Source organism: Saezia sanguinis (genome assembly GCF_003991585.1).
GTDB lineage: Bacteria > Pseudomonadota > Gammaproteobacteria > Burkholderiales > Burkholderiaceae_C > Saezia > Saezia sanguinis.
This window is the reverse complement of the sequence record NZ_PQSP01000156.1, coordinates 1-250: the sequence shown is the minus strand read 5'-3', so window position 1 is coordinate 250 and position 250 is coordinate 1. Positions and strand designations below refer to the sequence as shown.

Below are 250 nucleotides of genomic sequence, written 5' to 3'. Positions count from 1 at the left end.
GTGCGGTGTTCGGCCTCGATCCGGGGGTTGATCTCCACATCGGTGCCGCGGGTGAACTCCAGGGTGATCCGCGGGTATTTCTGCTCGAATGCCACCTTCAGCTTCGCGAGGTTGTCCGGGTGCTGGGTCGAGTAGAGGTGCACAATGCCTTCGTTTTCGGCGGCTGCCACCACCGCGGACCAGTCACCGGACACCGGCAGATTCGCCGACGGAGTGGAACCACCGCAGCCCGTGCCCGCAACCGCGACTG

Annotated in this window: 1 protein-coding gene; it reads right to left on the bottom strand. The window is 65.2% G+C overall.

Features of this window, described 5'->3' with window-relative positions; all coding sequences use genetic code 11:
* Positions 1–250, bottom strand: a 250-nt coding sequence (locus tag CUZ56_RS15320) for a hypothetical protein (RefSeq protein ID WP_204250974.1), incomplete at both ends; no start/stop codon positions are given.